Origin of the sequence: Neobacillus rhizosphaerae, assembly GCF_050477885.1 — a bacterium.
Classification (GTDB): domain Bacteria; phylum Bacillota; class Bacilli; order Bacillales; family Cytobacillaceae; genus Neobacillus; species Neobacillus rhizosphaerae_A.
The window spans coordinates 25,838-50,027 of the sequence record NZ_JBCNAC010000164.1; the positions used below are offsets into that span (position 1 = coordinate 25,838).

At 38.2% G+C, this 24,190-nt stretch carries 22 protein-coding genes; 5 read left to right on the top strand and 17 right to left on the bottom strand.

Annotation, left to right across the window (positions count from 1 at the left end; translation table 11 throughout):
* Positions 1-11 precede the first annotated feature (11 nt).
* Positions 12-1,685: a urocanate hydratase gene (gene hutU, locus ABES03_RS22210; RefSeq protein WP_430120791.1), complete on the bottom strand. Its 1,674-nt coding sequence runs from the start codon at positions 1,683-1,685 to the stop codon at positions 12-14.
* Positions 1,686-2,710: 1,025 nt separating this feature from the next.
* Entirely contained in the window at positions 2,711-4,195 is a 1,485-nt protein-coding gene (locus tag ABES03_RS22215; protein WP_430120793.1) for a helix-turn-helix domain-containing protein, read from the bottom strand.
* Positions 4,196-4,335: 140 nt separating this feature from the next.
* Here ABES03_RS22215 and ABES03_RS22220 point away from each other — a divergent pair, with 140 nt between their 5' ends.
* On the top strand, positions 4,336-5,403 hold the full coding sequence (locus ABES03_RS22220) for a putative glycoside hydrolase (protein WP_430120795.1): 1,068 nt from the start codon (positions 4,336-4,338) through the stop codon (positions 5,401-5,403).
* Between the two features lie 44 nt (positions 5,404-5,447).
* On the opposite strand, the gene ABES03_RS22225 is transcribed toward ABES03_RS22220, so the two are convergent.
* On the bottom strand, positions 5,448-5,843 hold the full coding sequence (locus ABES03_RS22225; protein ID WP_430120797.1) for a hypothetical protein: 396 nt from the start codon (positions 5,841-5,843) through the stop codon (positions 5,448-5,450).
* Between the two features lie 162 nt (positions 5,844-6,005).
* Between ABES03_RS22225 and ABES03_RS22230 the strand changes: the two genes are divergently transcribed.
* A complete protein-coding gene (locus tag ABES03_RS22230) occupies positions 6,006-6,380 on the top strand; it encodes a nucleotide excision repair endonuclease (RefSeq protein ID WP_413300215.1) in 375 nt (124 codons plus the stop codon).
* A gap of 183 nt (positions 6,381-6,563) precedes the next feature.
* On the opposite strand, the gene lepB is transcribed toward ABES03_RS22230, so the two are convergent.
* From lepB to ABES03_RS22250, 4 genes are all read right to left on the bottom strand, one after another.
* Positions 6,564-7,109, bottom strand: a complete 546-nt coding sequence (gene lepB, locus ABES03_RS22235; protein ID WP_430120799.1) for a signal peptidase I — start codon at positions 7,107-7,109, stop codon at positions 6,564-6,566.
* 196 nt (positions 7,110-7,305) lie between these two features.
* Entirely contained in the window at positions 7,306-7,428 is a 123-nt protein-coding gene (locus tag ABES03_RS22240; RefSeq protein ID WP_430120801.1) for a hypothetical protein, read from the bottom strand.
* 377 nt (positions 7,429-7,805) lie between these two features.
* Complete coding sequence (locus ABES03_RS22245) at positions 7,806-8,843, bottom strand: ATP-grasp domain-containing protein (RefSeq protein ID WP_430120803.1); 1,038 nt, start codon at positions 8,841-8,843, stop codon at positions 7,806-7,808.
* Between the two features lie 94 nt (positions 8,844-8,937).
* Entirely contained in the window at positions 8,938-9,435 is a 498-nt protein-coding gene (locus ABES03_RS22250; protein ID WP_430120805.1) for a flavodoxin domain-containing protein, read from the bottom strand.
* 221 nt (positions 9,436-9,656) lie between these two features.
* Between ABES03_RS22250 and ABES03_RS22255 the strand changes: the two genes are divergently transcribed.
* On the top strand, positions 9,657-11,741 hold the full coding sequence (locus tag ABES03_RS22255) for a hypothetical protein (protein ID WP_430120807.1): 2,085 nt from the start codon (positions 9,657-9,659) through the stop codon (positions 11,739-11,741).
* 29 nt (positions 11,742-11,770) lie between these two features.
* Here the strand turns inward: ABES03_RS22255 and ABES03_RS22260 are convergent, their stop codons facing one another.
* Both ABES03_RS22260 and ABES03_RS22265 read right to left on the bottom strand, forming a co-directional pair.
* The gene (locus ABES03_RS22260; RefSeq protein WP_430120809.1) at positions 11,771-12,058 is read right to left on the bottom strand and encodes an HNH endonuclease; all 288 of its coding nucleotides are present in this window, start codon (positions 12,056-12,058) and stop codon (positions 11,771-11,773) included.
* A gap of 55 nt (positions 12,059-12,113) precedes the next feature.
* Positions 12,114-13,034, bottom strand: a complete 921-nt coding sequence (locus tag ABES03_RS22265) for an alpha/beta hydrolase (RefSeq protein WP_430120811.1) — start codon at positions 13,032-13,034, stop codon at positions 12,114-12,116.
* A gap of 188 nt (positions 13,035-13,222) precedes the next feature.
* Between ABES03_RS22265 and ABES03_RS22270 the strand changes: the two genes are divergently transcribed.
* Positions 13,223-14,533 (top strand): alkaline phosphatase family protein, encoded by a 1,311-nt coding sequence (locus ABES03_RS22270; RefSeq protein WP_430120845.1) that lies wholly within the window; start codon positions 13,223-13,225, stop codon positions 14,531-14,533.
* A gap of 13 nt (positions 14,534-14,546) precedes the next feature.
* Positions 14,547-15,821 (top strand): MFS transporter, encoded by a 1,275-nt coding sequence (locus tag ABES03_RS22275; RefSeq protein WP_430120813.1) that lies wholly within the window; start codon positions 14,547-14,549, stop codon positions 15,819-15,821.
* A 141-nt stretch (positions 15,822-15,962) separates the two neighbouring features.
* Here ABES03_RS22275 and ABES03_RS22280 read toward each other — a convergent pair whose 3' ends face one another.
* The 8 genes from ABES03_RS22280 to ABES03_RS22315 form a co-directional block, all read right to left on the bottom strand.
* Positions 15,963-16,733 carry a TatD family hydrolase gene (locus ABES03_RS22280; protein ID WP_430120815.1) on the bottom strand — a complete coding sequence of 257 codons (771 nt, stop codon included), beginning with the start codon at positions 16,731-16,733 and terminating at the stop codon, positions 15,963-15,965.
* Between the two features lie 87 nt (positions 16,734-16,820).
* A complete protein-coding gene (gene copZ, locus ABES03_RS22285; protein ID WP_430120817.1) occupies positions 16,821-17,027 on the bottom strand; it encodes a copper chaperone CopZ in 207 nt (68 codons plus the stop codon).
* 11 nt (positions 17,028-17,038) lie between these two features.
* On the bottom strand, positions 17,039-17,383 hold the full coding sequence (locus ABES03_RS22290) for a metal-sensitive transcriptional regulator (RefSeq protein WP_430120819.1): 345 nt from the start codon (positions 17,381-17,383) through the stop codon (positions 17,039-17,041).
* 108 nt (positions 17,384-17,491) lie between these two features.
* Positions 17,492-18,301, bottom strand: coding sequence for a hypothetical protein (locus tag ABES03_RS22295; protein ID WP_430120821.1), 810 nt, complete (start codon positions 18,299-18,301; stop codon positions 17,492-17,494).
* Between the two features lie 15 nt (positions 18,302-18,316).
* Positions 18,317-20,704, bottom strand: a complete 2,388-nt coding sequence (locus ABES03_RS22300; RefSeq protein ID WP_430120847.1) for a heavy metal translocating P-type ATPase — start codon at positions 20,702-20,704, stop codon at positions 18,317-18,319.
* 220 nt (positions 20,705-20,924) lie between these two features.
* On the bottom strand, positions 20,925-22,190 hold the full coding sequence (locus tag ABES03_RS22305) for an SH3 domain-containing protein (protein WP_430120823.1): 1,266 nt from the start codon (positions 22,188-22,190) through the stop codon (positions 20,925-20,927).
* Between the two features lie 175 nt (positions 22,191-22,365).
* Positions 22,366-23,238, bottom strand: coding sequence for a LysR family transcriptional regulator (locus ABES03_RS22310; protein ID WP_430120825.1), 873 nt, complete (start codon positions 23,236-23,238; stop codon positions 22,366-22,368).
* Between the two features lie 136 nt (positions 23,239-23,374).
* Entirely contained in the window at positions 23,375-24,139 is a 765-nt protein-coding gene (locus ABES03_RS22315) for an MBL fold metallo-hydrolase (protein WP_430120827.1), read from the bottom strand.
* Between the last annotated feature and the right edge of the window lie 51 nt (positions 24,140-24,190).

A 24,190-nucleotide genomic window follows, 5' to 3' on the forward strand; every position in this document is an offset into this window, starting at 1 on the left:
CAGTCTCTGGATTAGTCCTGCTGCAGCATTGGCATTTTAATGCCTTTTTCCTTTGCCGTTTTAATGGCAAGATCATAGCCAGCATCTGCGTGGCGAACCACACCCATACCAGGATCTGTCGTAAGTACCCTTTGAAGACGGATTTCTGCATCCTTTGTTCCATCTGCTACGATTACCATACCGGAATGCTGAGAATACCCCATTCCAACACCGCCGCCGTGATGAAGTGAAACCCAGCTAGCCCCTCCTACTGCATTGATCATGGCATTTAAAATCGGCCAGTCGGAAACCGCATCACTACCGTCTCTCATTGCTTCTGTTTCACGATTTGGTGATGCAACCGAACCAGCATCCAAGTGGTCGCGGCCAATAACGATTGGTGCTGATACTTCACCTGAAGCGACCATATCATTTATAACTTTTCCAAAGCGGGCTCTGTCTCCATACCCAAGCCAGCAGATACGAGCAGGTAGACCTTGGAAGCTGATTTTTTCCTGTGCCATCCTCACCCATTTACAGAGGTGTTCATCATCCTTGAACTCGCGAAGAAGTGCTTCATCAATTTTACGGATATCTTCTGGATCTCCTGATAACGCCGCCCAGCGGAAAGGACCTTTCCCTTCACAGAAAAGTGGTCGAATATACGCAGGTACGAAACCTGGGAAATCAAACGCATTTTCTACCCCTTCATCCTTTGCTACCTGACGGATGTTGTTACCATAGTCAAAGGTTACTGCACCATTTTCCTGCATCTTCAACATTGCGTTCACATGGATAGCCATGCTTTGTTTTGCCAGCTTTACATATTTCGCTGGGTCTTCCTTACGAAGGGTTGCCGCTTCCTCTAATGTAAACCCAACTGGTACGTATCCATTTAACGGATCATGTGCAGAGGTTTGATCTGTTAACACATCAGGATTAAAGCCTTTTTCAATCATGATTGGTAAAATTTCTGCTGCATTCCCCAATAAACCAATGGATAATGCTTTTCCAGCCGCTTTTGCTTCACGTGCCATGTTTATGGCTTCATCAAGGTCCTTTGTTTTAACATCAAGATACGCTGTTTCAATACGGCGGTCGATTCTTGTTTCATCCACATCAATAGCCAAGCACACGCCATCATTCATTGTGACAGCTAGAGGCTGAGCTCCACCCATGCCGCCTAGACCTGCTGTTAGTGTGATCGTGTGTTTTAAGGTTCCAGTGAAAGATTGACGGGCCAGTTCAGCAAATGTTTCATATGTCCCTTGAACGATTCCCTGACTGCCAATATAAATCCAGCTTCCTGCAGTCATTTGTCCGTACATCATCAAACCTTTTTTATCGAGTTCATGGAAATGCTCCCAATTTGCCCATGCTGGAACAAGGTTAGAGTTAGCGAGTAGCACGCGTGGAGCATCCTTGTGAGATTTAAACACAGCCACTGGTTTTCCAGATTGAATTAATAAGGTTTCATCATTCTCTAATTCCAGCAATGTTTTCACAATTGCATCATAAGACTCCCAATTTCGTGCTGCTTTTCCTATGCCACCATAAACTACTAAATCCTCTGGTCTTTCAGCTACATCCTGGTCAAGGTTATTCATTAACATGCGAAGTGCAGCCTCTTGAATCCAGCCCTTAGCGTGTAATTCCGTCCCTTTATAATTTTTTATTACTCTTGATTTTGCTGTATTGGTTTCCATTCATCCCACTCCCTTATCTAATATTCTCCTTTTATTATAAAAATAAAATCTTCTGAAAAATACGAATACGATATTAGATAAGGGATAATTATTCTATATTATAGATATAATTTTTTTGAACAAGCTTAAATAAATCTATAATATTTTTAGTTAAATGCATTTTATCTATTTTTTATCAAATGGAGTCTATTTTGTTGGGAAGCTATAATCTTGGTAGAACCACAGCAATAGTATCAAAACCTGTATCTACTTCCGACAATATTGATGGATCAAAGCCCATGTCTGTCCAAAGATGTTCCAACTTCTGACAGTGTTGCTGGTTTCAAGACCGAGTCTGTCCAAAGATGATTCTACTTCTGACAGTGTTGCGGGTTTCGAGCTCGAGTCTGTCCAAAGATGACTCTACTTCTGACAGTGTTGCTGGTTTCGAGCACGAGTCTGTCCAAAGATGATTCTACTTCTGACAGTGTTGCTGGTTTCAAGCACGAGTCTGTCCAAAGATGAATATACTTCTGACAGTGTTGCGGGTTTCAAGCACGAGTCTGTCCAAAGATGATTCTACTTCTGACAGTGTTGCGGTTTTCGAGCTCGAGTCTGTCCAAAGATGAATATACTTCTGACAGTGTTGCTGGTTTCAAGACCGAGTCTGTCCAAAGATGATTCTACTTCTGACAGAGTTGCGGGTTTCGAGCTCGAGTCTGTCCAAAGATGACTCTACTTCTGACAGTGTTTCTGGTTCTAAGCATAGGTCTGTCCAAAGATGACTCTACTTCTGACAGTGTTGCTGGTTTCAAGCACGAGTCTGTCCAAAGATGACTCTACTTCTGACAGTGTTGCGGTTTTCGAGCTCGTGTCTGTCCAAAGATGACTCCACTTTTGACAGTGTTGCTGGATCTAAGCCAATGTCTGTTCAAAGATGTTCCAACTTCTGACAGTGTTGCTGGTTTCAAGCACGAGTCTGTCCAAACTTTAACCAACTAGCCTAAAAACAAAAAAAGACCCAGTATGAAAACCAAGTCTCCTATTTAACCCCTATTCATTTTTTGCATACGAAACTCTCGAGGTGAAATACCAAAGGCTTCACGGAACATTCGGCTAAAATAATTTGCATTCTGATAACCAACCAGAAGTGCAATTTCTTTAACTGGTTTTCGAGTTTCGATTAATAGCCTCCTCGCTTCCTTTAACCTAATCCCTGTTAACACCTCTGTAAAGCTGGATCCCATTTTCGTAATCAGTAGATGACTGAAATACGAAGGATTTCGATCCACATAGTGGGCGACATCCTCCAGCCTCAAGCTACTTTTCGAAAAATTACTCTCCATAAAGGACATTCCACGTTCAATCGGATCTTGTTTGAGGCTTTGGGTCATCAATTCTGCCCCATGAAATATCTTTTGAATAAACAAGATCAAATTCTGTACGGTCCGATAAAGCACGGAATCATAAAGGATCGAATTGAAGATCGTCCGGTATTCCTTCTCATAACTGGGATCTTCATTTAGCTGGTACGTCTTCATAAACCGTCTGATTTGAGCTAGGATACTTGTTAGTCTTATTCGGACTAATCCCGGTTCAGGATAAGGTTCTTTTAATAGGAGGAATTCATCATAAAGCCATTTCTTAATATTTTCTATATCGAGAGCATTGAGCATGTCAATCCAGTCTCTTTGCTCAGGAGGGGCTAAAAATGGATCCATATGTTCCCAATCTAGGGAATACTTGAACTCTACAACCTGCCGATAGCCTTTATAATAAGTAAATTCGAGCATTTTCCGTGCTCCCACATACTTTTCGTTCAATGATTTAGTTGATTTTTGATCACTAAAGACAACAATACCAAGTGGATCCGAGAATTCCTCTTCCCATTTCCTCATGGCCTTCTGACATTGCTCGGTAGTATTTTGACACTTCTCATTAAATAGGAGGATTACCATATCGGTCAACGCAAAACTTCCGTGCAAATCATTAAATGGATAGTCCGTTAAAAAGGAATGCAGTGTGCTAATCATATCAATACTCTCAGATTGAAAAGCAGCGAGATGATAGTTTTCTGTGTCAGATGCTCGTGGTATAAATAAAGACTCATATGAGACATCTTTGAAATTGCTTGTTCCATTTACAGATGGAGTGTTTCTACCAAGTTTTCGTGAGGTTTTTTGAAAAGCTGTTTTTACTTTTGTTGTTGAAAATGGTTTGATCATTAAGTCAAGAGCCTGCATATCAATAGCCATTCGTGCCCTTTCAAAAGTCGCTTCCGCACTGGTTAAAAGTAAAATCGGATCATAGATTTGCATTAACTCACGGAAGGTTGACCATTCCTCTTTACTAATCATATCAAGCTCTATCAAAACAATATCAGGGCATTCTTTTTCAAATATTAGAATAAACTCCTGAAAATCGGATGCTAATGTAATGTCAGTTACGGGGATTGAAGAGGTTTTCAAAAGCCATTTGAGCCCTTCTCTCTCATTTAAATCCCGATCCGCAATCAGCCACTTTCCTTCCACTCCACGATCGTCCCTTCTAAACTGCTATGTCCCTTTCAGTGTACACTATTTTATATGAATGGGTAGAATCATTTTTCATGTATCAGAATGATTTCCTTTTCCTATGTAAACCATAATAAAAAATTATAAGGGGTGAATATATGAAAAAGGTTATTACTTTGTTCGTCCTATTGTTGGCTATTCTCAGTAATCATTTGGTTTTTGCTAATAGTAAACAACAAAAAGAGCCGATTCGTGGCATTTATGTAAAAGCATCGAACACGAATGGTCCTCAATTTAATAAGTTATTGAACCTCGTCGACCAAACCGATTTAAATGCGATGGTCATTGATATAAAGGATGACCATGGCAACTTGACTTTCATTCCCGAAAAAAGTTCACCCTATTTCGATGCTAGTCAACCATATATAAAAAACCCAAAAGCACTTATTCAGACGTTAAAAGAGCATCATATTTATCCAATCGCTAGAATTGTTGTTTTTAAAGATAATGTTTTAGCCCCGTCTCGCCCAGACTGGAGTTTTCAGACTTCTAATGGAATCTGGAAGAACTCACGAGGAGATTCTTTTACCAATCCATTTCGAACAGAAGTGTGGGATTATAATATTGGGATGGCCATTGAAGCAGTCAACCTTGGCTTTAAGGAAATCCAATTTGATTACGTAAGATTTCCCGAAAAGTTTGAAACGCTTGAAAAGCCCCTTATCTATACTGGAAAAAAAGAAGGAAGTAACCGAGTAGCTGCCGTAACAGGGTTTGTTGAATATGCAATGGAGAAACTATATCCTTACAAGGTGAAAATGTCTGTTGATACTTTTGGAAATGCAACAGTTATTCCAGAAGCAAGTGGCATTGGGCAGAACTTCTCGAAAATAGCTGAACACGTAGATGTCATTTCAGCTATGATTTATCCTAGCCATTGGAATGGAAATTTCGGAATTGCTAAGCCTGATTTAGAGCCCTATCGGTTGGTTGAAGAGTATGCTAAGGTGGAAAACGCCCGATTGAAATTGCTAGCCTCACCACCGACATCTAGGCCGTGGCTTCAGGATTTTACCGCAACTTGGCTTGGGAAAGGGAATTATAAAGTTTACGGTAAGCAGGAAATTGAAGATCAAATACGTGCTTTGCATGCACAAGGAATCCAGGAATTTTTAATTTGGAACGCTGCTAATAACTATACAGCCAATGTTGACTATACCCCATAAAAGGCAAAAGAGGTTTGCCTGAAGTCAAACCTCTTTTTATCGTTTTATTTCTTGAACGCGGGTCTAGAAAACATAACGCCAATCGCTAATCCGACGATCAAAGCCAAGAGATGGACAGTTCCAGTAGACAGAGAGATAAAATTAACTACAGCCCCATTTCCATCAGTCATAAATCTTAATGAAATCTGTAGGACTGCTGGCTGATAAATCAGCAAAAACGGAATCACTACTAATAGAAGAGCAAACCAATTTCGACCGATAAAATATTTGGCCAATAGGAAATAGATCATTCCCACAAGAAACGCCAATCCATATACAAAATAGTTAATATATTGGAGTGCACGTTCTGGTTGATCAAAAAAAGCAACTATATTTACATAGAAAAGCCATAAAATAGAAACAATTATAGCAATTACTTGAGTTTTAACAATCAATCGCATTCAACAATTCCACCTATTTACAAGATTTTTTTCTTTCATTATAACAAAAACTCTATAAAAGAAAATTAACGCCTTTTTGTTTGTGGTATACAGTTTATGCTATAATAAACTGTTAACAAAATGAAATGACTGTTTATAATAAGTTGGGAGCGAAATTTTTATATGATTAAAATTGATATACCAAATCCAGATATAGTGATTACGAAGTCAAATCAAGTTGGAGAAAAAGTAGAAGCACCTCTAAGCAGTGAGTATGGATTTACAAATTACAATAAGATTCCAAGGGATAAAGGCGGGATTATCTTATTTTTTAATGCCAATGATGAACTTTTGTTTGTTGGTAAGGCAAGAAAATTAAGACCACGCGTAAAACGTCACTTTGAGGATCAAGTATCTCCAATCAAACTTCACCGCCATGAGGTATATAAGATTGCGGTCTGTGTAATTGAAGATCCGATGGAAAGAGAAATTTATGAAACCTATATTATAAATACGCTTCACGCTAAATACAATACCGATAAAGTTTTCTATAAATAAGGTTGAAACAAAAAAAGAGCGGGTAAAAACCTAATGGGTTCCGTTTCCTATCGCAAAAAAACGAAAATGCAATCGAAAATGTAGTAGAATTTGTACTGCCATTTTTATTTGTTTTTGCAATTAAATATAAAATGGCTCAGTTTCATACTGAGCCATTTTTAATATCTATTTTTTGTAGCTTTATTAGTTATTTACGATTTTAATTTCTTTTAGCGGATAATAAACAACATTTGTTATCCCTATTACCTTTTTCATTGGTATCGCTCCAATAACACGACTGTCTTTGCTTTTCCTTCTGTTATCTCCCATTACAAACAAACAATCTTTAGGGACAGTATTGCTACCTACTGCGGTTTCATTTAAATTGAAAGAGCCTGTTAATGTTCCTCCATTTAGTGTTTTCTTATATTTTTCTAAATAAGGTTCGTTATATGCCTTACCATTTATATATAAAATATCATTCTTATACTCAATACTTTCACCTGGGAGTCCTATTACACGTTTAATGTAATCCGTACCGTCTGGGGCGTGAAACACAACAATATCAAATCTTTTCGGTTCACCAACTTTGGTTACAATCATACGATCCTTATCCTGTAGAGTGGGGTTCATTGACTCACCGTCAACAACAATGGGGGTAAAGAAAAGAGTGCGAACAATAACGACTAAAACAATTGCAAACATAATGGATTTTACCCATTCAAACGTTTCACTTTTCTTCTTTGTCATAACTCATACTCCCTTATTTCCGACTATGTTTTAACCTCATTTTACCATAAATGTTTGGAAGTTTATTACTTTCATTCAACAATCCTGTGCTTGAGCTGCGCTGAGAAGATTTATATCCTATTTACTTATTCTACCAATTTCATTTATATTACTTCTTTAACAAACCTGCCCCGTTCGTATCAGAAACTGTTCAAACTCATTGTGAATAATCAACGTCAATATTAATAATTGGATTGTATTTCTTCTCGGTCACCGCCATAATCCTTGCAATCTTCGGATCTGTTCCCATCGTATAGCGTTCAACCTCAATGAATTCCATCCACTGACATTATAGGCATGTTTGATTTTTGATTGCATTTCTGTCTGACCCTTAAACTCAAATTTATCAGCTTTAATTCCCATTCCAGCGAGACATTGGCTTAACCCTTTAAAGTAATCACAATAAACAGCAGGAAACAGAGTCATAATTTTGGCATTACCTTCAATAAAAATAATTTCCACCCGACTGTTACATAAGAATAAGACACCGCAGGAACCTTGAGATCACGTTCAAAAGTAAGAAATAATTCACTTGATTTTTCTGGTACTCCAGACAAAAAATCTCTACATTATTAAGCGCATAAACATTCAAAAAAGTTACACTTTTTCGAAAAAATTTTTTGTAAGTAAAAAAGAAGGCAGAGTCTACCTTCTTTTTTACTGGGCTTTTTCATTGCCCACATATTTAAGTATCATTTCTTTTTCGATATGGCTTGCACGAATGCCGAAACGTGGCTTCAATGGGTCTACTTTTTCTCCTAATAGAATCTTTATTGCCAGGAATGGAAAGTTGATGCCAGATAAACAACTGATATGCATCCCACCGCTCATTCGTGGATTGATTTCAAGCAGCTTAGGGATACCTTTGTTATATTTCACCTGAATGTTAAACACATATGGCAGTTTATATACATCATGGAATTTATGTGCGATCTGTATAAGATCTAAACTTTCAACTAACTCCCTTACACGTCCCTCCCCTTTCATACGTGGTATGGCAGCATACAGCCTCTCATCGGAAGCAAGACAATCGATACTGTATTCTCTGCCTTCTAAATACTCCAATACCATTAACTCAGGGAAAGTCTCCTGCTGACTTAATATTTCACACGCATACTCATATGGAATCCTGTGGCCTACGCCTTGATATAGTAGCTGCTGGATGGACTCTATCTGATCCTTAACCACCCGGAATCCATTTGCCCCCTCACCGATTACCGGTTTAAAGCACACTTGATGACCCTTCTCTCTTAATGATGCATATGCCAGCTTAAACTCATCAACCGTATGAACTATTTCATAATCAGGTATGGATACGATAGGGTTATCTCGCGCTAATTCCCGATAGGCTGCTGCTTTATTATCCATTGTTTCCATAAGCTTTGCATCAGAACAAACTAACACCTTCACCCCTATAGCTTCAAAATTAGCCAACCGTTTTGATATAAGGACATTCTCTTTTCTAGGAATGAAAATATCAATGGCATGTGTTTGACAAAAATCAAGACAAAAAGCTATATATTCATCACCAGATATATCAGGCTCGACAAAGGAATAATCACAATTTTGTAAATATAGCGCATCCTTATTGGGATGTGTTCCATATATGATAAACTTTCGATTTTCCTCGTTTGCCCGGATCATATCAATATAATGTGAAACTGTTGTAAACCATCTATTAAACCAAATCTTCATCTGAATCCTCTTTCATGTTGTAGTTAAGACTTTTTCCATTATGTGCTAATAGAGGTCATTTTATAAGTTTTATTATCTTGAAATATCGATTGGTTTAATAAACTAAGCTTTTTGATCGATTTAACCTGGTTGCAAATTCGTAAACGGCTCCAAGATCTAAATGAGATTGGTCGGCAGTAATTCCATCTACTTTTTTTACAACCTGTCTTTCAAAAAAGTTCATTTTGGATACAAGAAGTTCTCCACCAAACAATCCCATGGCTACGGAATTTTTTCGTAAATCCTGTGGGTAGGCATCATTGAATTGTTGAATGGCCGTTTCCCCTTCACGGAAACAGCATAGGAAAAGGCCTACATTTTTTTCTAAAAGTACATCATGATGTTTTTGAATAAACTGTTTGATCTTTCTTTGAATAGTACCTGCATGAATGGAACCGCCGATGATGATGGTATCAAAGTTGTTTGGATCGAAAATAGTTTTCTCTCTTTTCAAATCAACGGATAAAATCTCTCCTTCAAGGTTTTCACTTAATAGACCTACTGCTTTTTCTGTAGTCCCATGGGATGAGCAATAAACAATTAATGTCTTCATGTCAATTCTCCTCCTTCATTCATTACAAAAAAACCAGCCATGATTAGTGAAGACAGGCTGGATATATAATCACTTCTATTATAAATCCATTTCAATTGCTGCCTTCGTTTAAATATTGGCAATATTATTACAACTGGCGATTTTTCATGGTGTCAGCCACCGATGAACGTCTTATTCCATCACCGAATAAAATAGGATCAATACTATGTGAGGTGGAGCATATGCAGTTTCCATTGATTTTATCTGGGCCGATAGTTCGAAGAGTTGAACCAACCCGTGCATATATATGGATTGCAACAAGCAAAAGAGTTCAAATAGAATCAGATCTTTTTAAAATAGAAAAAGGCAGTGATCCCCATTCCTTTCTTTATCATAAACTTGATACCATAAATGAACCGATGAAAGTAAAAGTTGGAAAACAACTATTTGTCTACTTAATTAAGATTACTCACCAAACTGAATCTTTTCCCACAGATACCTTAATTGGATATAATTTGCGATTTAACGATGATTCTAGACTTGATGATTTGGAGAGTCTTGAATTACTTAATCCTAATTATCCAGGGTCCATTGTCTATGGGAAGCTCAAATACCCAACTTTTCAGATTAAGAGTGGTCAGAGTTCGAGCCATATTATTTATGGTTCATGTAGAAAATTGCATGGCGATGGTGAAGATACACTTGCTTATGCCGATTCCCTTATTGATAACCATCATGCTAATGTCCAGAACCGTCCTGACTCGTTATTTCTCATGGGAGACCAAATCTATTCTGATGATGTTGCCGACCCGCTCTTAGGTGTGATTTCCAAGATTAGCAATGAGTTAATAGGTCAAAGAGAGCCTCTCAATCACCTAGAAAAAAGCTTGCAGCAAGAACCCTTTCGTACTGCCATTAATCAAGTAAATGGCAGACAATTTATCATGGAAACCTTCTGTCAATTTTCCTCCTCACATGCTCAAAACCATTTAATTGAATTAGGGGAGTATGCAGCAATGTACCTATTATCCTGGAGTCCAGAAATTTGGGATTTCGCACAGGAGAATCATTTATTTGACAGCTTTAATGAATTGGAGAAAAAGAATTTTATTTATTTCATTTCTACTAATGAAGGAAGCGATTCTAAAGATTTTCTATTTGAACGTAACAAACTATTAAATCGCTTCAATGAACAGCAGGAAGCACTAGTGTCTTTTCGAGCATCTCTTAACCGTGTAAGGAGACTGCTTGCAAACATCCCTACTTACATGATCTTCGATGACCATGACCTAACTGATGATTGGAACATTTCAGCAGAATGGAAAAAGAACGTCTCGGAATCACCACTCGGCAGACATGTAATAGCAAACGGACTTACAGCTTATTGGGCTTTCCAGGGCTGGGGAAATGACCCTGATCCCTTTGATCAAAATTTTATCGAGTTGATGGGATCGTATTTTAAAACAATCAGTAAAGGAAGCCTACATTCGCTTACTCATGAAAAATGGGTAAACAGTCTTTGGCAGTTTAATTCGTGGCATTTTGTTGCACCTACCCATCCAAAAGCTATATTTTTAGATACTCGTACACAACGGGAGTATACTACAACTCCAAAACTAGTAAAATGGGGGCATATCATAAAGGAGTCAACAGCATGCCCCCAGCTCCTAAGCGACCACGGATGGTCAATTGTATCAAACAAACTGTTGTCTAGTAGTTGGAGGCCGAAAACTCCTTTATTGATCGTTTCCGCTACTCCTGTTTACGGGATGGGACTAATTGAATCTTTTTTACATGATTATGTCTATCCTTTCCAGGTAATTGGAGTAGAGGTGAGAACGTCGTTTGATTTTGAGGCGTGGAAATATAACGGAGAAGGCTTTACCAAGCTTCTATACCAAGTGGCAAAATGGGAACCTTCTGAGTGTATCTTTTTATCTGGCGATGTCCACCATGCTTCCGCGGTAAAAGCAATGGTTACTTTTCCAGATGGAAAGACCCTGCCCATCCATCAATATACCAGCAGTCCGTTAAAAAATATGAGCTTTTCTGGTGTATGGGGCGTGCTTATGAAAGGAGTGATAAGCTTCAATTCTATTAAACGGAAAAATAAAGATATCTATCGGATTTGTGACACGTCTTATACCATTAGCCATGTTGACAAGGATGATGATAACAAGCCCTTTTTATGGAAGGATCAATTACGTTATCAGTTTTTAGAAAAGGGGTCGATCATTGAAACGAACAACAATCTTGGGCTCGTTACTATTTCCTCTCATTCCATTACCAATGCCTTAATTAAAGAGAACCCTGATGAAAACAAATAAAGTGAAGGTTCTTGATACACCTTCACTTTTTATCTTCTAGGATTATCATTTGATCGTTTTGTTTTAATTAAGGTGGACGCTGGCTGTTTTCTAATCCACTTAACGAATTTACTAATTTTATTATCCCTTTTTAATTCAAGAATTGTATTTAATCGTACAGCCAGTTCTTTATTGGTGTATATGGCGTGAATCTGTTTATGGCATGGAATGCAAAGGTTAGCTTTTGCTAATTTCCCACCGCCTTCTTCTCGTGGGATTAAATGGTGCTCGGTAATCTCAACACCTTCTCGCTCGCATAATTCACACTGTGCTAACAACTTTCCACCTACTTTTTGTCTTTCTAAGTTGACACTATTTCGGACACGTTTTCGCTCAAGCCCTTTGTCGGAAGGTCCTTTTCACAAACTCCCCTATTTCATAGATAGCACTTTTGGCTTCAGGTAATACATTTCCGCTTATTTGCCAAACATGCCACATCCCATCCCAAACCTTAAACGATACATTCACACCTGCAGCCCGAGCCTGCGCAGTCAGTTTTTCTGCATCACTTTGGAGGATTTCATGATTACCTGCTTGAATAAACAGGGGTGGAAATCCTGTGAAATCAGCAAACACTGGAGAAATGAGCGGATGATCTAGTGCTGCGGCTCCAGCATACATATTAGCGGCCTTCCTTACACCGCCGAGATTTAAGTAAGGATCTTTCTCTTTATTTTTCCTATAGCTTTCCCCACTACTTGTTAAATCTACCCACGGGGAGAGACAAACAATCGCAGCTGGCAGTGGTTCATTTTGATCTCTTAAGACCAATGTTGCAGCAACACTTAAGCCACCGCCAGCAGAATCCCCTGCTAAAATAATATTCTTAGAATCATAGCCTTGACGTATGAGCCACCGGTACACATTGATTGCATCTTCGATGGCTGCTGGAAATGGATGCTCTGGCGCAAGTCGATATTCAGGAAACAAAACCTTTACACCTGCCGCTTTCCCAATTCTTGCCGCTAGTGGCCGATGGGTATTCGCTGAACAGAAGGCATAACCTCCTCCGTGTAAATAAAGAATAACCTTCCCCTTCATTGCCTGGCTTGTAGAAATCCATTCTGCATATAAACCTTCAATTTCAAGCTTTTCGACTAGGCAGTCTTGGGGGAGTTTTCCTAACCTCCTGGCAGCTGAATCCAGCATCTGCCGCTTCTCGTCCATCCCCTTATCCATTACTTCTTTGCGAAAGGCTCTTTTCACCGACCATTTAATACCTTTTTCGATAAAATAACTTCGGAAACTCGGCATGGCGTTTACTCCTTTTTTTCATAAAAAGTGGCTAGTTTCATTATACTAGAAAAATCTTCCTCCTTAATAACAACAATGAATCCATTTCTCAATTTTGCTCATATATTATAAATTTTGTAAAAATTCTGTAACAATTCGCCCAGTTGCTGTAGTACAATTTGAATAAGAGGTACTATTTTTGGAGGTATATCATGAAACGTCTTACCGATCATTTAATAATCATTTCATTTGATTGTCTATCCGCATTAGATTATCCAATCCTAAAAGACATGCCTCATTTTCAGACCATATTAAATAATGGCGCTTACGTAGAAAATGTTAAGACAATCTATCCTTCTGTTACCTATCCTTGTCATGCGACAATCGTAACTGGAAATTATCCGCATCGGCATGGCGTCATCAATAATACCCTCTTGCAGCCAGGCATGGTATCACCTGATTGGAATTGGTTCCGAAATTGTATTCGAGGGACTACTTTATATGATGAAGTGAAAAAGGCCAATATGAGTACAGCGGCATTATTATGGCCCGTAACGGGCAAAGCAAATATTGACTATAATATGCCCGAAATCTTTGCAAACCGTCCATGGCATAATCAAATTGTTGTGTCTCTCATGAACGGTACTCCACGGTATCAATTGGAACTCAATCAGCGGTATGGTCATATTCGTAGAGGGCTAAATCAGCCAGAATTAGATGACTTTGTATTAGAATCAACGGTTCACACGATTAAAACAAAGAAACCCAATTTGTTAATGGTTCACTTTACAGACTTAGATACACAGCGCCATTTTCATGGTTTTTCTTCAGAGGAAGCCATGGCGGCCATTCATCGACATAACCATCGTCTAGGGAAAATTATTGAGGCATTAAAGGAAAGCGGGATCTATGAGAATTCAACAGTGGTGGCATTAGGTGACCATAGTGCCCTTGATGAAAATAAAGCCGTCAATTTAAATGTATTATTCCGAAAGCAAAATCTACTCTCGACCAATTCAAAAGGGAAAATAATAAATTGGAAGGCTTATTGTAAAAGTTGTGATGGGTCTGCATATATTTACATAAAAGATGCACATGATTCAGCTACTTTAAATGAGGTTAAGGAATTATTAGAAACATTAATTAATGATCCTCACTCTGGAATTGAAGGTTTTTTAACAGGAGAACAAGCAGCAGAAAAAGGCGCAGATGGAACATGTGCCTTTATGATTGAAGCTGCTCGAGGTTATTATTTTTTAGAAGATTTTGAGGGAGAGTACATCAAACCTGTCACTAAAGAGGATGCTGCTGCAGATAAGAAGTATACATTAGCCTGTCACGGTTATTCTCCGGAAAAAGAAAATTACGGAACCATATTAATGGCATCAGGAAAAGGAATTAGGCCCATCACCCTGCCTTCCATACGTCTCATTGATGAAGGCCCAACATTTGCGAGACTTCTAGGTGTCAGCTTAGGAAATACAGATGGGAGGGTTATCGAAGAACTATTAGCTTTCTAAAGGGGGAAAATGAATGAGTCGAATGTCAAAGCAAGAAAAGAGCTGGGTGTTTTATGACTGGGCAAACTCTGCCTACTCCATTCTGATTACCACAGCTATATTTCCCTTGTATTTTAAGGCAGCGGCTAAAGAGGCAGGACTTGCTGCTTCCACGTCTACAGCCTATTGGGGTTATGCCAATTCGTTTGCTACTCTCCTTATATCGCTTTGTGCCCCTATTTTAGGAAGCATTGCTGATTTTAAGGGATTCAAGAAACGGTTCTTTACCTTTTTCTTTGCGCTAGGAATCGTGTTTACTTTATTGTTAGCCGTTGTCCCCAGTAACCAATGGCTCATTTTATTAATATGTTATATGTTCACCGTTATTGGATTTGGTGGTACAAATATTTTCTATGATGCATTTCTTGTGGACGTCACGACAGAGGAACGAATGAATAAGATTTCATCACGGGGATATGCGATGGGCTATATTGGTAGTACGATTCCATTTATTATTGGAATTGCACTTATTCTTTTATCAGATAAAAGCGTCATTCCTCTACCGGTTACTGTTGCTAGTCAAGCGGCTTTTGCCATTACCGCTTTATGGTGGGGTTTGTTCACGATTCCCATGCTGAAACATGTAAAACAGGTTTATTATAAGGAAAGGGTCGCAAACCCTATTTCACACGGTTTTAAGCAGCTTTTTGAAACCTTTAAGAAGATAAAGCTTTACCGGCCATTATTTTTATTTTTAATCGCTTATTTCTTTTACATTGATGGGGTAAATACCATTATCACCATGTCTACCGCCTACGGTTCTGATTTGGGAATTGATTCAACGAACCTATTAATTATTTTGTTTGCCACACAAGTAGTGGCTGCACCGTTTGCAGTTTTATATGGCAGACTTGCAGATAAATTTAAAAGTAAAACGATGTTGCTCGTAGGTATCTTTGTTTATATTGTTATTTGCACATATGCATATTTCTTAAAAACAACATTAGATTTCTGGATTTTAGCGATGCTAGTTGCTTCTTCACAGGGTGGAATTCAAGCACTTAGCCGTTCTTACTTTGCCAAGCTGGTTCCTAAGGAAAGCTCAAATGAATTCTTTGGTTTTTATAGCATTTTTTATAAGTTTGCTGCTATACTAGGACCGTTTTTAGTCGGATTTACGGCCCAAATGACGGGTAATACGAATAGTGGCGTGTTCAGTTTAATTGTTTTGTTTATCCTAGGCGGCATTATCCTTTTACGGGTACCGGAAGTAGAAAATATTTCGAAATCAAATACTATATCTCAATAAGTGCAGAACCAGTTTCCTTTAGGGAACTGGTTTTTTATTCGAATTTAATGGTGAATTTAGGTAAAATAGCCAATACTTTTAAAAAATGAGCCAATCTTTCTCAAAATTGAGCCAATCCAACCGAAAAATGAGCCATTCACCTTAAATCGAATAAAAATCTCTTGTGTTTTGCAGTAGGATGTCGCCAACTTCAGTTGGTTTACCTTTTTTTATAGAAGCGATTTTACTGATCGAATAGTGCATCATGTTGGGATGAGTACTTTGTCCAAGAAATGGTCCTTTAAAGCGCCAAGGGCCATCTGTTTCGACCATCAGTCTCTCTATAGGAACCTTAGCAACTATATCTTGAATCTCTTCTTTGTACACAACATCCGGTGTAACCGAAATATAATATCCATTTTCTATCATTCTTGTTATTGTATTGGTATCCCCTTTAAACCAATGAAAATGAGCTTTTAAGGATGAATGCTTTTCCAATATATCACACACAACAGATGCATCCTCATAAACCGCATGGAGAACAACAGGTTTGTCATATTTCTTAGCAAGTTGTATGAAAACCTCTACTAGTTCCACATATTGGTCAAACTGACTAGCAGTTATTTTATTCTCAAGACGTAGGTAATAAGGAAGTCCTACCTCTCCAATCGCAATCATTTTGTCCTTATTGGCATCGATCCACGAAAGGAGGTCGCTTTTCTCCTTATCTGTTGGAAGGGGCTGTTCTGGATGAAAACCAAATGCCGGTTTTACCTTAGGGAAGGTTTGTGATAGTTGGAGATTCCTTTTACACGATGTAAGATGTTTCGAAACGGTAACCATTGCATGAATCGATTGAGAGTCGTCCAGTAAACTAGTTAATTCCTGATCACTATATTGATCTAAATGAATGTGTGCATCTATCATCCTCATTATGTCGATCCCCTCTTTTGAAACGTTCTTTATTAAAATCATACAAAAAAGCACCTGGGTTATCGAACCCAAGTGCTCCAACCTATATTATTTTACATCATAGCCTTGATCATCGATTGTTTCTTTAATTGTGCTAAGTGTAACCACGCTTGGATCAAACTCAATATCCACCTGACCCTTATCAAGTTGTACGGAAACTTTCTTAACACCCTGAAGGCCGCCAACGCTTCCTTCTACTGCTTTCACACAATGACCACAAGACATACCACTTACATTTAAAGTTACTTGTTCCATTTTAAATCCTCCTATTTTTTCATTAATTTTTGAATCGTTACTAGGACTTCATCAAGGACTTCAAAATCGCCCTCTTGGATTCGCTCCACAACGCAGCTTTTCATGTGGCCTTCCAACAAGATTTTAGCCACACTATTTAAGGCAGATTGAGTCGCAGAGATCTGGTTAATAACATCATCACAATACGTATCTTTTTCAATTAAGCCTTTAATCCCGCGGATTTGACCCTCAATTCGATTTAATCTAGTTACCAAATTATTTTTTACCTTATTCGAATGGTGGCTCTTTCGATGACTTCCTTCATGATCACAGCATGACTCATCAACCAGCGCTTCCACCTCATGTTCATTAGTCATTTATACGCCTCCCTTTTTTGATTTATTATATCATACCCCCGTATGGTAATGCGACGTGCGTAAGTTGTCATTTTTTCAAACTTATTGGGTTATTCCCTCTATTTCTCCTTACTTCACTTCAATTACATATGAAAACACTCTTACCTTTCCATCTTGTTTAAATTCAGCCCAAATTTTGTACATTCCTGGTTGATCAAACTGTGTTTCAAAGAATGGCTTGTTTTCATTCAAAGGGTGAACGTGCAGGTATTGGTCCGCAGTTTCATTTAAGATAACAACATGCCCCGCTGCACCTAGATAAGGTTCCAATGATGATTCATCCACTTTAAATGTTAGTGTAACAGGTTGTTGTGCCTCAAACGAACTAACTTCCATTTCCGCTGTTTTTCCATCAATCGTTTTTACGAAAGATTGATCAGCATTAAGTTGGTTATGGCTATGTGAGTCTTGCTGTTTTCCTACTGTAAAAGCAACTGGGGTCACATGATAGTTTATTTTTTCAGGCTTAATATCGATAAACGCCTTATAGGCTCCATCCTTTAATTCCTGTGTTAATTCAAACTTACCTGGCCCTACCTTTTTGGGATGTAAGTGCAAATATTGCTCTAAATGTTCATCCACTACGATTAAGTGGAGTAATTTCTCATGATTTACCACTAATTTATCAACGGGTTTGCCGTTTTCATCATTAAGTACGATGGTTATTTTCCCTTCGTTATATAAGAAAGTCGTTTTTACCTCACCCGTTTTCACTTCACTTTCCTCATGGCCGTGGCCATGCTCTTCGGCACTTGTAGTTGCTTCATGAGTGTTCGCTTCACCATGATCTGCTACTTTATTGAAATATACGTCATAAACCGTGTAACCGCCAATGACAACCAGCAAGTATACAAATGCAGATATTGCCCACTTTTTCATTTCGTTGCTCCTCTCCTATTCCTGATTATTTATTCGAACTCGTTGCAATCTTAGTGCATTTAATACAACGGACACGGAGCTAAAAGCCATCGCTGCACCAGCCAGCCATGGTGCTAAGAATCCAATAGCGGCTACTGGGATTCCCAGCGTGTTGTAACCAAACGCCCAAAATAGATTTTGTTTAATATTTCGTATTGTCTTCTTACTCATGTCGATTGCATCTGCAATACTATTTAAATCGCCTCTCATTAAGGTAATATCTGCTGCCTCCATGGCCACATCTGTCCCGGTTCCAATCGCCATGCCAATATCAGCAATTGCCAGTGCAGGTGCGTCATTGATTCCATCACCCACCATCGCCACACGTTTTCCTTGCATCTGGAGTTTTTTCACTTCAGCAGCTTTTCCTTCTGGTAATACTTCTGCTACCACTGCATCAACACCTACTTCATCCGCGATGGCTTTTGCAGTTCGGACATTATCACCAGTCATCATAATAACTTCGAGACCCATATCCTTTAATTTGCTTATCGCGGCTTTTGAGGATTCTTTTACCGTATCGGCAACAGCTACCATCCCAGCAAATTCCCCATTGATCGCCACAATCATGCTTGTTTTTCCGTTTTCTTCGAGAGTTTCCATCTTTTTCTCTGCTGATTGGAAGGCGATAGAGTATTTGTTCATCAACTTGCGGGTACCAATTAATAACTCCTTGCCATCGACTCTTGCTCTTATTCCGTATCCAGGAATTGCTTCGAATTCCTCGACTTCATTTAAATCAATTCCTTTATTTTTTATTCCATTTACAATTGCCTCCGCTAATGGATGCTCAGATTGTTTCTCAGCAGTACCTACTAATTGTAAAAATGTCTTTTCTTCGAAATTGGCTGTAATAATGACATCTGTTAGTTCTGGTTTTCCATTTGTTACTGTCCCTGTCTTATCTAAAACAACCGTTGTAATCCGATGGGTTCTTTCCAGATGCTCTCCACCCTTAAATAAAATTCCTGCTTCTGCAGCACGGCCAGAGCCTGCCATAATGGAGGTTGGTGTCGCGAGCCCTAATGCACACGGACAAGCAATAACGAGAACGGCTATCATTTTTTCTAAGGCTTCGGCAAAGTTTCCTGGGCTTACCCAGAAGAACCATACCAAAAAGGTTATTAAGGCAATACCAACAACAATTGGCACAAAGATTCCGGAAATTTGGTCGGCTAAACGTTGAATCGGAGCCTTCGAACCTTGGGCCTCCTCGACCACTTTAATAATTTGAGCCAGTGCGGTGTCTCTGCCAACCTTAGTAGCCTTTATTTGTAAGAAGCCATTTTTATTAAGTGTAGCACCAATAACTGAATCTCCAATGGTTTTATCCACTGGTACACTTTCGCCAGTGAGCATGGATTCGTCGAGTGCGGATCGCCCTTCGGTAATGACACCATCAACTGGCACTTTTTCACCCGGTTTCACAAGAATCAGGTCACCTACCACTACTTCCTCCAAAGCAACCTCTATTTCCAGTCCATCTCTTACGACGATTGCCTTCTTTGCTTGCAGCCCCATTAATTTCTTGATGGCTTCCGAGGAACGTCCCTTCGCACGTGCCTCAAACAATTTTCCTAAAAGAATGAGGGTTATTAATACTGCACTTGTTTCAAAGTACAATTCAAACATCATCTGGCCGGAACCAATAGCAGAAATAATGATATAGAGACTGTAAAAATAAGCAGCGGATGTACCAAGCGCAACCAGCACATCCATGTTTGCACTGCCATTTCGAAGAGCCTTGTATGCTCCAACATAAAACTGCCTACCAACAATGAACTGAACTGGTGTTGCGAGTGCCAATTGAACCCACGGATTCATCAACATATCAGGAAGATATATAAAGGATGTAAACTCAAAGTGATCGACCATCGCCCATAATAACGGAAAAGCAAGGATGAGTGAAAAAAGAAACTTCCCTTTTTGTTTTTCTATTTCTTTTTCACGATGGTTAACCGTATCAGCCGATTTTTCTTGCTTCACCTTTGCCTCGTAACCAATTTTCTCGACGCCTGTTATTATTTCTTGGATACTGATTTGGGATGGGTTAAACTCAACACTAGCTGTTTCAATAGCTAAATTAACAGTTGCTTTGTTGACTCCCTCAAGTTTATTTAACCCCTTCTCAATTCTTGTTGCACACGCTGCACAAGTCATTCCAATTAAATCGAATTCCACTTTTTCTGATAAAACACCATAACCGAGATCATTCACTTTCTTTATAAAGTCATTCACATTTGTTACAGCTGGATCATATTTTATGGATGCCTTTTCAAGGGCTAAGTTCACATTCGCTGTGTCTACCCCTTCAAGTTTATTTAAACCCTTTTCAATCCGAATGGCACATGCAGCACAGGTCATCCCGGTTATCGGTAGTTGTGCTTCTTTTATTAAATCGCTCACTTTCCTTCCTCCCATCTATTCAATCAACTTATGATTTTTAATTCCTTGTTTTGGTAATTTATCTTATAATATTATACTATACCCCCCTACCCTATATTGTCAACAAAAAAGAAAATTTTATTAGATTTTTATAAAAAAAAGCCTCCAATGTTTTGGAGGCTAAATTCATTGGTATGCTTTATTGAAGAGATAGTAACGTCAATATTTGTCCTCTATTTCCTTCAAGTGTTAATGTTATTGTTTTTCCTTGTTGATGAAATAATTCATTTATCATGTTGCCTGTTGCTTTGGCTACATACGTTTTTCCATCTGATGTGATAAAACGAAAAGTACCCTGGGGGTCTATCCCCCCTATATGAGCTGTTACTATTAATTGATTAGAATTAGAAGATGAAGTTGTGATAGGAATTTTGATTTCTTGTCCAATTTTCAACTTTGATGGATCTACTGTTGGATTTAGTTCCTGGATTGATGAAATAGAGACTCCTAACACCTTACTAATTTTTGTAAAAGTATCTCCGGCTTTAATCACATACACAGTTGTACTTGTTTTTGTATTTGATTGTTCCTTACCAGTTAAATAGGCTTCACTAACAAACGCCACTTTTCCATTGAAATTAATCTTTGCCCAACCACTAACAATAGATATTACAGATACACTGTCGTTTTGTTTTAATGAACCTAATACCGCACTATTTGTAGAAGCTGCTTGTCTGACTCTCAGTGATGAAGCAGTTACATACATGGTTGTATTTGTTTGAGGATTAGTGGTTGTACTATTTTGGTCTCCAGTTGGTGCGCTGATTGTAAGATACTCAGCACTCAAAAAACAAACTCTTCCTTCAATAAGAATAGCCGCCCATCCATTATCAATGAATGAAACTTTAACAACATCGCCTTTTTGATATTGACCAGTAATGCTACTTCCAGTGCTAGGTTGTGATCGAATATTTAGTTTGGTCGCGGTAACTGTTTGATTTTGAACTTTGGGTAATAAAATTTTTTTATCTTCAATTGAAGACAGCCCATTGGCCTCTAATATTTCTTGAGCTGTTACTCCATGTGCAGCAGCAATCTCCTCAATTTTTTCACCATTTTTAACCTGATAAGTATATTCCTGTATAAATGCTGCATTTGCAGTATTTGAAAAAATCCCGAGCATAATGGTAAAAATACCAGTTACTACAAGTTTTTTTACAGGACTGTTTTGAACCCATTCGCTCACTTTTGAAACATATGTATGTAAATTTGTATGAATATCATGAAGGAGTCCTTTTACATCTATTACATTTCGGATGTCAAAGTAATTTAAAGATTTATAGTAGTCCCTCTTTTCCATCCTTGAAGTAAAAATTGGTGCATCACTTTTTGTTTTCTTTCTTTTACCATGAGTTTCTGTTCTGATTAATGTCAGTTCACCATTAACAAATAATTCTTTAGTCATAATACCCTTCTCCTATTTCCCTCTTATGATGTAACTTTCTCCCCATAGTGTATTCGAGGATTGTTGTGATTTTGTGTCCTCATTTCTTCCATAAATCCACTCTAGAGGTAAAAAAAATTACTATAGGATAAAAATAGGAGAAAAAAGGCACACGTGATCGAATATCGTGTACCTTTTAACTTTCAGTTATATTTTCTTTTGAAAAAGCAATGATTTTTTTTGCGAGCTTTTTTAAAGATGGTTTATATAAAAGATCAATACTTCTTCCAATTTGCTCATCTGCAAATTTCTTAATTAAAGTGGCCTGGGTTTTTACATTCCGTGAAACCATTCTTGGCATGATGGAAGCTCCTAACCCGCTTGAAACAAAGGCAACGATGGATTCATTTGTTTCTAATTCGATCCCCAGTTCAAATTCAATCTTATTCTTTTTACAATAATTCTCAAAAAATGAGCGAATGTCGCATGGATGCTTATGAATAATAAGTTGGTTTCCAACAAATTCTGCAATAGAAAGTGCCGATTGATCATTTCCATTTACTGATGATGGGAGGATCGCATCATATGGCTCCCAACATATATTCTCCATTACAAAATTCCGATTACTGACCACATCTTGAGCAAAAACAAAATCAGCTTGATTGTTTTCGACTAACCGCACCAATTCTTCAGTTGTATCCTTAATTAAAACCTCGATTTTATATTCCTCTCTTAACCTGTTCACCACGGCAGGAAGAAAATGTGTGCCAATGCTTGGTAGTGCCCCAATCCTAATGGTTTGTTTTTTGGCAAATTGGTTCATTTCAGCTGAAAGCTCATCGGCTGCTTTTAATAAATCAATCGATCTTTCGTAAAAATGTTTACCTGCCTCCGTTAACTCGACACCCGTTGTTTTCCTTAAAAACAATTCACAATTTAACTCATTTTCTAACTGTGTTAACTGTTTTGATAATGCAGGTTGTGAGATAAATAGATTCCTTGCCGCTGTCGTCACACTGCCAGCTTCTACCGTGGAAACAAAATATTTTAACTGAATTAGTTTTAACATGGACATCAAATCCTCTTAATGATTTAGGTATTCATCCAAATTTTCCCTTACCTTCAGATTACATTAAAAAGGGACATATGTTAATAAAAATCACACTAAAAAAGACCCCTTTTAATGAGGTCAATTGAGACAATATCTACATAATAATCTGTTCATTTGTTTTAAGGAATGTTACTTCCACACCGCGCAGATTGGCCTGCTTTATTAATCTTTCTTCTATATTTTCAGTTTCACTGTAATATGGCGGATTGTTAAAGGTGGAGAAATGAATAGGAATTAGCTTTGCACCTAATATTTTTGTAGCTTCAACTGCCTCTTCCGGTGTTAAGCAGGCTGGTAATTGACTTTGTTCCTTTAAACCCACTACTTGTAAGATTGGACCATTGACTGGAAGACAGGCTGCATGAATGGGCCCATATTGATTCTCCATTCTCCACCAATATCCATGCCATTGGGTGTCACCGCAATGTAATACTGTATGCTGTTGATCCTTAATGATCCAAGAGACCTGAGGGGAACCAAAACCATCAACTGAATAGGAAGCAATCATCTTTACATCCTTATATTCGAATTCATCATTCGGATTGGCCCCCACCACATTACGAAAACCAAGCTTCTTTACAAAATCACTGGAATCCATTGGAACAAAGATTTTTACATTCTCACCAAACTGTTGAAGGACAGATTGATGATCAAAATGGTCTGGATGAACATGAGTTACCAAAATTACGTCTGGTTGCTCTATCGATTCCAATGAAACTAGTGGTTCCATAGGATCACCAATTTTAGCAGCTAATGGTTTATCCTGTCCCTTTATCGGCCCCCCTAATGGATCCACTAGGACAGATGTTTCATTGGTTTTTATTAATATAGTCGCCCATGATAATTTTTTTATTTCCATTTCCTTTACCCCCAATACAATATGATAGATGTCCACGTATTTTATTTAAAC